The following is a 7,491-nucleotide window of genomic DNA, read 5'->3' as shown; positions in this document are numbered from 1 at the left end:
CTTGGGCCGGACGGGCCTGAAGGTCGGCGAGGTGGGCCTCGGCACCTACCAGACCTTCGATGTGACGGGAAAATCCGCCGACGCGCACTGCGCCCGCGTGGCCGAGGCGTTTCTCGATCAGGGGGCCAATTTCTTCGATTCGGCGCCGATGTACGGCGAGGCCGAGCGCGTCATGGGCCTCGCCCTCGAAAAGCGCCGGGGGGAGGCCCTCATCGCCACCAAGGTGCTCGAGCGCGACGCCAAATCAGCCCGGCGGAGCATCGAGCGATCCTTCAAGCTTCTCCGCACCGACGTCATCGACCTGATGCAGATTCACAACATGGGCGGCTGGCGGGCAGTGACGCCTGTTTTGCATGAATACCAGAAGGAAGGCCGCATCCGCTTCATCGGCATCACCGACTACCGCCCCTCGAACTATCCCGAGATGATGGAAGCGATGCGGACGGGCCTCTACGACACCATCCAGATTCCCTGCTACCTGGGCGAGACGAGCTGCCGGAAGGCGGTGCTGCCGCTGGCGCGGGAGCTGAATCTCGGTGTGATCGTCATGACGCCGATCAAGCCCCTTTTCGCGCGCGCGAGCCTTTTGAAGGCGCTGGGCCGGGCTGATCTTTCCTTTCTCCGGCCCTATGGTGTAGAAACCCCCGGCCAGGCGCTCATCAAGTATGTCCTCGCGGACCCGGCTGTCTCGACCGTCATCCCCGCCACGGGGAAAGTCGAGCGCGCCGCCGAGAACGCCGCGGCGGGTTCGGGCGCGCCGCTTCCGCCGGATGCGCTCCACCGGCTGGAAACGCTCCTTTAAGTTTATACATTTTGTGCAAGAGGGGGGGCCGCACACCTCCCTATTCTTTCAGGGAGGGAGAAGAAAGTGAAAGTCGCCTACGTGTTTTCCACCTCGGGCCATACGGCCAGCTACAAGCTCGGAAAGATGATTCTTCCACAACTCGAAGCGGACTGCCACGGGGTTGATGTCGTCGGGATGATGTTCTTCGACGACAACAACTACATCCTCCGGCAAGGGGACCCGCTCGGGGAGCGGCTCTCCCGGATCGCGAAGGAGAAGGGAATCCTTCTGATGATGTGCGATCAGGGCGCCCTGGAGCGGGGGCTGGCCACTGGCGAGCCGGGCAACTGCCAGGTCTCGGGAACGGTGGAGGGTGTCGTTGTCGGCTGCTTCCCGAACCTTTATGCGGCGCTGTCGGGCAACCCGCCCGATCAGGTGATTACCCTCTAGCGGGCGGGCGATTCAATCCGAGAGCGGGTACATCCGGTCCATCGAGAGGCGGACGATCATCCGCTGATCGTTCTTCATCGTCTGCAGGTACTCGTCCAGATCCTCTGGTTCGCTTCCCGTCACCCGGCGGTAGAGGTCGAGGTTCATCCGGCCGTCCGGGTCCTCGACGAGCGCCGCCTTGCCCTCGACGGTGAGGTAGGGGTGCCAGCCGTCCTTCGGGATGATGCAGAGCGAGGCACGGGGGTCGCGCTGGAGGTTTTTCGTCTTGAGACGGGTCCAGGTGCAGGAAATTTCGATGTTCTCGCCCGTCCGCCCGAAGACGACCGGGGAGGAGTGGGGCCGACCGTCCTTGAGGAGCGTCGTCAGGACGCCGTTTCTGGCGCTGTCGATAAAAGCGGTGGCTTCGCTTCGGTTCACGTGGCGCTCCTTTGGTTACGCGACAGGTGTTTTTGCGAGAAAATTTTCCAGTTCGGAGAGAAAGCCGCTCGTGTTGTCCTGCATCGGGAAGTGCCCGCAGCCGGGGATCACCGAGCGAGTGCAGTTCGGGATGTCCCGCTCGCATTGCTCCGAGAAGGCGACGATGCCGGGGGCTTCGTTTTCGCCGACGCAGAACCAGGCCGGGACACCAATCTCGCCGAGCCTTCCGGTCAGATCGGGCATGGTGAAGAGCGCCGCGCCCGCGTCGCGGTAGCTCTGCGGGGTGTTCTTGAGGTAGTGGCGGCGATACTCCTCCCCCCCGGGGCCCTCGAGATAGCTCTTCGGGATGTGCGATGTGACCAGCGGGTGGGCCATGACGGCCTCGATGCCTTCCTCCTCGGCCACTTTCTGCAGGGTGCGGAAGCGCGTTTCATACTCTCCCTTGGGAGCGGCCCCCGAGGCGCCGATCAGTATCAGCTGGCGGACCCGCTCAGGGTGCTGGAGAGTGAACATGAGCGCGGTTCTTCCGCCCATGCTGTGCCCGGCCAGGGTAATTTTCTCCAGGCCGAGGAAGTTGAGGAACGCTGCCACATCGTCGGAGAACTGCTGGATGGAATAGGGACCCGGCGGGCGGTCCGAATCGCCGTGGCCGCGCAGGTCGATGGTGAAGGTCTGGAAGTGCCCGGCGAAGAAATCCACCACCGGCTTCCAAGTGAACAGCGAGCTCTGGAATCCGTGAATCAGAAGGGCAGGCGATCCGGCGCCCCGAACGCTGTAATTCAGGTTGGCGCCGTTGACGGTCGCGGTGGGCATGGCCGATCTCCCGTAAATGTGAGCCAGGATGTTGGGAACCTCTCCGGAAAGCGGTATCCTAATATAGGCGGTCCGCTCCCGCGAGGGGGGCGGGCTTTTTCCGGCAGCCGGTGGAGGCGGGGATGCTCCCGATCTCGGAACTTCAGGTGATTCAGAAAGACCCGCGCACCATCCAGCGGTGGGGATGGCGCAGGACGGGTGAAACGATCGAGCTGGCGGGGATGATTCTCTTCGTCTCCACACCCCCGGTGGAGGATCTGTGGATGCGGGTGGAGCTGGCCGATGAGGAGTGGAATCCGGTCGGCGCAGCCGTCTCCCGGCTTCAGACGAAGATTTTCAACGATTGGGCAGCCTCCTCTTTTTGCGGCGGCGTGACGACCGAGGTAGGGCCGCCCTATCGGCTTCGGGTTCTTTTCATGGGAAATGGCGCCCTGGCGAGCCAGTCGCTCCAGCGGACGCCGGAGATCAGGCCTTGGAATCGCAAAGAGTTGCCGTCGTCCTCCTGAGCGGCGGGATGGATTCGGCGGTCTCGCTCGCCATGGCGCGCGCGGCGGGCTTCCGTTGCGCGGCGCTGAGCTTCGACTACGGCCAGCGCCACGCCCACGAGCTCGATGCCGCCCGCCGGGTGGCGGAGACCCTCGGGGCGGAGGGCCCCACCGTCGTCAAGATCGACCTGCGCGCCATCGGTGGAAGCGCCCTCACCGGCGAGATCGAAGTCCCCAAGGATCGCGGCGATATTGGCGAGGGCATCCCCGTCACCTACGTCCCCGCCCGGAACACCATCTTTCTCAGCTACGCCCTCGCCTTGGCCGAGGTGAAGGGCGCCTTCGACATCTTTATCGGGGTCAACGCGCTCGATTACTCGGGCTACCCCGACTGCCGCCCCGAGTACATCGCGGCCTACGAGCAGATGGCCCGTATCGCCACCAAGGCGGGCGTCGAGAGCGGAGAGCAGCTCACCATCCACACCCCCCTCAAGGAAATGCGCAAGGCCGACATCGTGAAAAAAGGCGCCGCGCTCGGCGTGGATTTCGCCCTCACGCACTCTTGCTACGATCCTCTCGGGGCGGACCGGCCCTGCGGGCGCTGCGACGCCTGCATCCTGCGCCGCAAGGGCTTTGAAGAGGCCGGAATGCGGGACCCGCTGACCTATCCCGAAGGGGGCGTGAGGCCGATCCCCTGTCCCGATTGACACATCCCCCCCAGCCGCGATACCTCACAATTACGTCATTACATATTTCTTAAAGGATTGCCGGTCTTCCGGCTCGCGGAGGAAAGGACGCTCTCATGCAATATCCGTTTACGGACGAACAGCTGGCCCTGGCCGATCTGACGCGCGATTTCATGGAGCGCGAGGTGATGCCCGTCGCGGCCGAGATGGACCGGAGGCCCAACCCGAAGGACTGCTACCCCGCCGAGCTCATCCACAAGGCCTCGAAGGTGGGCCTGCGCACCCTGGCTGTGCCCGAGGAATACGGCGGCGGCGGCATGGATATGCTCACCCGCACCCTTTGCCTCTGGACCGGCGCCCAGTACGAGATCGGTTTCATCAAGTGCATCAGCCAATGCTGGAAGATATCCTCAGTCATCGCGGCGAGCGGGACGGAGGATCAGAAAAGCCGCTGGCTCAAGATGTTCGTCGAGGATGACGACTGCGTCGGCTCCTTCTGCATGACCGAGCCCGACTACGGCACCGACAACCTGTATCGCCAGCCCGATCCCAAGCTCGGCCTCAAGACCAGCGCCGTGCGGGACGGCGACTACTGGGTCATCAACGGCGCGAAGCGCTTCACCTCGCTGACGGGCTGGGCGAAGATTTTGCTCGTCTTCGCGCGCACCGATCCGAAGGCGCCGGTCCACCAGGGAACGACCTGCTTCCTCGTCGGGAAGGATCAGGAGGGCGTCTCCTATGGTCAGGTGCATGACAAGATGGGCTACCGCCTCTATCCGAACGCAGAGAGCTTTTACGACAACGTCCGCGTCCACAAGGACGACGTTCTCGGCGAGGTGAACGGCGGCTACGATGCGCAGGCTGTCGCCTTCCGCGGCAGCGCCGAGCTCGCCGCCTGCAACACGGGCATCGCGCGGGGCATCTATGAGTTTTGTTACGAGTACGCCAAGGAGCGCGTCCAGGGCGGGGTGCCCATCGTCGAGCACCCCACCGTGCGGCACATGCTCGCCGAGATGCTCATGAACATCGAGGTGGCCGAGCAGTTCATGTGGCGCGTCTGCTGGGGGGTCCAGAACGACCCCACCTTCAACCCCCGCTTCACGCGCTACGGCAAGGTGTTCACCGATCAGGTGGCCCTCAAGACCATCGGCTTCGCGACCGACATCCTCGGCGGCATCGGCATCATGCGCGAAACGCCCGTCGAAAAGCGCATTCGCGATCTCCTGACCTTTCTCCACGGGGACGGGACGGACTCGATGACGCTCCTGCGCGCCGCGCAGACCCTCGACAATCCCGCCTAGACGGCGGGGAAGGCTTCCGGATGGACCTGATGCTCCAGGACAAGGTGGCCATGATCTCGGGCGGAAGCCGGGGGATCGGTTTCCACATCGCCAGAGACCTTGCGGCGGAAGGCTGCCGCGTCGTCATCTCCGCGCGGGGGGAGGAGCAGTTGGGCCGCGCGGTCGGGGAGTTGACCGCGGGGGGCTCTGGCCGCGCGGCGGGCTTCGCGGGGGACATCACCGAGAAAGGCGCCCCCGAGGCTTTCCTGAAGACGGCGCTCGATGCCTTCGGCGGGGTGGACCTTCTCGTCAACAACGTGGGCGGGAGCAACCCCAAGACCCTGCTCGAATCGGGCGATGCGGACTGGCAGGGGGGCTTCGCCTTCAACTTCTTCCACGCCGTGCGGCTCTCGCGCCTCGTGATTCCCGAGATGAAGAAGCGGGGCGGCGGTGCCATCCTCAACGTATCGTCGATCTACGGGCGCGAGTCGAGGGGGGCGATGATATACAACGCCTCGAAGGCGGCCCTCATCAGTTTCACCAAGGCGCTCTCCCAGCAGGTGGCGAAGGACGGCATCCGCGTTAACTCGATCGCCCCGGGCGGCATTCTTTTTCCCGGCGGGGTGTGGGAGCGGCGCATCGCCGAGGCCCCGGACGGCCTGCAAGGCTTCATCGACGCCGAGATGCCCTTCGGGCGCTTCGGGACGGCGGCGGAGGTCTCCGCCGTGGCGGTGTTCATGCTCAGCCCGCGGGCGAGCCTGGTGCACGGCGCTTGCTGGAACGTGGACGGCGCACAGAGCCGCTCGAACATTTAAGGGACCGGAGGACGCTCATGGACTTGATGCTTCAGGACAAGGTGGCGCTTATCTCGGGCGGCAGCAAGGGGATCGGGTTTTACATCGCGAAAGACCTCGCCGATGAGGGCTGCCACGTCATCATCAGCGGAAGGACGGAAGCCGACCTCCGGAAAGCAGAGGCCGAGATCAACGCCCAGGGCAAGGGAAAGGCGGCTTCCTTTTGCGGCGACATGACGAAGCCGGAGGCCCCGGCGGCGTTCCTCAAGGCCGGGCTCGATGCCTTCGGCGGTGTTGACCTTCTCGTGAACAACGTCGGCGGCAGCGACCCGAAGCACCTCCTCGATACCGACGATGACGACTGGCAGATAGCCTTCGACTTCAACCTCTTTCACGCCGTCCGGCTTTCGCGGCTGGCCATCTCGGAGATGAAAAAGCGCGGCGGCGGTTCCATTCTGAACATTGCCTCGCTCGCGGGCCGCGAATCGGGCTCGGCGATGACCTACAACGCCTCGAAGGCCGCCCTCATCAGTTTTTCAAAGGCGCTTTCCCAGCAGGTCGCGAAGGACGGCATCCGCGTGAACACGCTGGCGCCGGGAAGCGTGTTCTTCCCGGGCGGGGTGTGGGAGCGCCGGATGGCCGCAGCGCCCGATAATCTCGAAGGGATGCTCAAGGGAATGCCGCTGGGCCGGTTCGGAAGGCCCGAGGAAATCTCATCAGTGGCGGTGTTCATGCTGAGCCCGCGGGCGAGCCTGGTGCACGGGGCATGCTACGCAGTGGACGGCTCGCAGGGCCGCTCGAATATCTAGACCGCTTCCTTCTTGATCGCTTGGATCTTCCCCTCACGCTCGGTTTCGAGGGTGTCGATCACGCTTTTGTGCTTCTGGCGCATCTGGCCGAGGGCTTCCCTGGCCTCATCAGGAAGCTGGGCCTGAATGGCCTCGACGGGAGCGCCGCCGGTCAGCTTCATCATCTCCTGCTGAAAAAGCACCTCGCGCTCGGCAATCTTGCCCTCGTAGACCTTCTTGACCTCCGCGATCTTCTTTCGGGCCGCGGGAGAGAGCTTGGCCAGCTCCTCGCGCGCCTGATCGCCGATCGCCTTCGTTCTTTCCATGGCGATTTCGAGAGCACTTTTCATGGTGTTATCCTCCCGCAGAGACATAAACCCTTCAAAAACCAGTGGATTGATTCTAGGGGTGCGGCTGGGCAGGGTCAAACGGCCGCGATGCGTGGAACTCTGCTATAAAGGGATTTAACCCCAAATCCTTCACTGCCCAGTTGATGCCATGACGCCGGAAGCTGCTGTCCCCTGGTCGAGCGAGAAGAACGGTGCGCCCCCCAAGGCGCCCCCGGGGGAGCGCTACGTCCAGGTGGCCCTCAACGTCCCCCGCCTTCCGCCGCTCACCTACAAGGTCCCTGCCGAAATGGCCGAAGGAATCGCGCCGGGGGTGCGCGTTTTCGTTCCCCTCGGAAAGCGCCGGGTGACCGGCTACGTCGTCTCGCGCCCCTGGAGCGAGCCGCCTCCCGGCACCGAAGGGTTCGCGATCAAGGAGATCATCGAGCGGCTCGATGAAGAAGTGCTCCTCACCGAAGAACTCCTCGGCCTGACCGGCTGGGTGGCGGACTACTACGACTGTGGCTGGGGAGAGGCCATCCGCACGGCGCTGCCCGGCGTCCCGGAGAAAAAGAGCGCGGTGCGCTACCGCCTCACGCCGGCGGGCCGCGAGGCAGAGAAGTCCCTCACGGCGGAATCCCTTCCGGGTCTCGCGCCGCCGGGTGATG

The 7,491-nt window shown here is 64.4% G+C and carries 11 protein-coding genes; 8 read left to right on the top strand and 3 right to left on the bottom strand.

Annotation, left to right across the window (positions count from 1 at the left end; all coding sequences use genetic code 11):
* A partial coding sequence (locus tag O2807_09570) for an aldo/keto reductase (GenBank protein MDA1000743.1) occupies window positions 1–802 on the top strand: 802 nt, incomplete at its 5' end.
* A 66-nt stretch (window positions 803–868) separates the two neighbouring features.
* On the top strand, window positions 869–1,234 hold the full coding sequence (locus tag O2807_09565; GenBank protein ID MDA1000742.1) for a SaoD/DsrE family protein: 366 nt from the start codon (window positions 869–871) through the stop codon (window positions 1,232–1,234).
* 12 nt (window positions 1,235–1,246) lie between these two features.
* Here the strand turns inward: O2807_09565 and O2807_09560 are convergent, their stop codons facing one another.
* A complete protein-coding gene (locus O2807_09560) occupies window positions 1,247–1,651 on the bottom strand; it encodes a PPOX class F420-dependent oxidoreductase (protein ID MDA1000741.1) in 405 nt (134 codons plus the stop codon).
* Between the two features lie 15 nt (window positions 1,652–1,666).
* Window positions 1,667–2,464 (bottom strand): alpha/beta hydrolase, encoded by a 798-nt coding sequence (locus O2807_09555; protein MDA1000740.1) that lies wholly within the window; start codon window positions 2,462–2,464, stop codon window positions 1,667–1,669.
* A 122-nt stretch (window positions 2,465–2,586) separates the two neighbouring features.
* Between O2807_09555 and O2807_09550 the strand changes: the two genes are divergently transcribed.
* The 5 genes from O2807_09550 (at window position 2,587) to O2807_09530 (ending at window position 6,518) form a co-directional block, all read left to right on the top strand.
* A complete protein-coding gene (locus O2807_09550) occupies window positions 2,587–2,970 on the top strand; it encodes a hypothetical protein (GenBank protein MDA1000739.1) in 384 nt (127 codons plus the stop codon).
* An 8-nt stretch (window positions 2,971–2,978) separates the two neighbouring features.
* On the top strand, window positions 2,979–3,656 hold the full coding sequence (gene queC / locus O2807_09545) for a 7-cyano-7-deazaguanine synthase QueC (GenBank protein ID MDA1000738.1): 678 nt from the start codon (window positions 2,979–2,981) through the stop codon (window positions 3,654–3,656).
* A gap of 95 nt (window positions 3,657–3,751) precedes the next feature.
* Entirely contained in the window at window positions 3,752–4,936 is a 1,185-nt protein-coding gene (locus O2807_09540) for an acyl-CoA/acyl-ACP dehydrogenase (GenBank protein MDA1000737.1), read from the top strand.
* A 20-nt stretch (window positions 4,937–4,956) separates the two neighbouring features.
* Window positions 4,957–5,730, top strand: coding sequence for an SDR family oxidoreductase (locus tag O2807_09535; protein MDA1000736.1), 774 nt, complete (start codon window positions 4,957–4,959; stop codon window positions 5,728–5,730).
* 17 nt (window positions 5,731–5,747) lie between these two features.
* Entirely contained in the window at window positions 5,748–6,518 is a 771-nt protein-coding gene (locus O2807_09530) for an SDR family oxidoreductase (protein MDA1000735.1), read from the top strand.
* Here O2807_09530 and O2807_09525 read toward each other — a convergent pair.
* A complete protein-coding gene (locus O2807_09525) occupies window positions 6,515–6,847 on the bottom strand; it encodes a hypothetical protein (GenBank protein MDA1000734.1) in 333 nt (110 codons plus the stop codon). The two genes, O2807_09530 and O2807_09525, sit on opposite strands and share 4 nt — an antisense overlap.
* Window positions 6,848–6,995: 148 nt before the next feature.
* Between O2807_09525 and O2807_09520 the strand changes: the two genes are divergently transcribed.
* The coding region (locus O2807_09520; protein MDA1000733.1) for a hypothetical protein at window positions 6,996–7,491 on the top strand (496 nt) is incomplete at its 3' end.

Source organism: bacterium, from assembly GCA_027622355.1.
Classification (GTDB): Bacteria; UBA8248; UBA8248; order UBA8248; family UBA8248; genus JAQBZT01.
This window is presented reverse-complemented; position numbering and strand designations above follow the sequence as displayed.

Bases quoted from the DNA above. Each gene is read 5' to 3' on its own strand.
- O2807_09550 (MDA1000739.1), top strand. From the start codon at position 2,587: ATGCTCCCGATCTCGGAACTTCAGGTGATTCAGAAAGACCCGCGCACC.
- O2807_09525 (MDA1000734.1), bottom strand. From the start codon at position 6,847: ATGAAAAGTGCTCTCGAAATCGCCATGGAAAGAACGAAGGCGATCGGC.
- O2807_09535 (MDA1000736.1), top strand. From the start codon at position 4,957: ATGGACCTGATGCTCCAGGACAAGGTGGCCATGATCTCGGGCGGAAGC.
- O2807_09555 (MDA1000740.1), bottom strand. From the start codon at position 2,464: ATGCCCACCGCGACCGTCAACGGCGCCAACCTGAATTACAGCGTTCGG.
- O2807_09530 (MDA1000735.1), top strand. From the start codon at position 5,748: ATGGACTTGATGCTTCAGGACAAGGTGGCGCTTATCTCGGGCGGCAGC.
- queC (MDA1000738.1), top strand. From the start codon at position 2,979: ATGGATTCGGCGGTCTCGCTCGCCATGGCGCGCGCGGCGGGCTTCCGT.
- O2807_09540 (MDA1000737.1), top strand. From the start codon at position 3,752: ATGCAATATCCGTTTACGGACGAACAGCTGGCCCTGGCCGATCTGACG.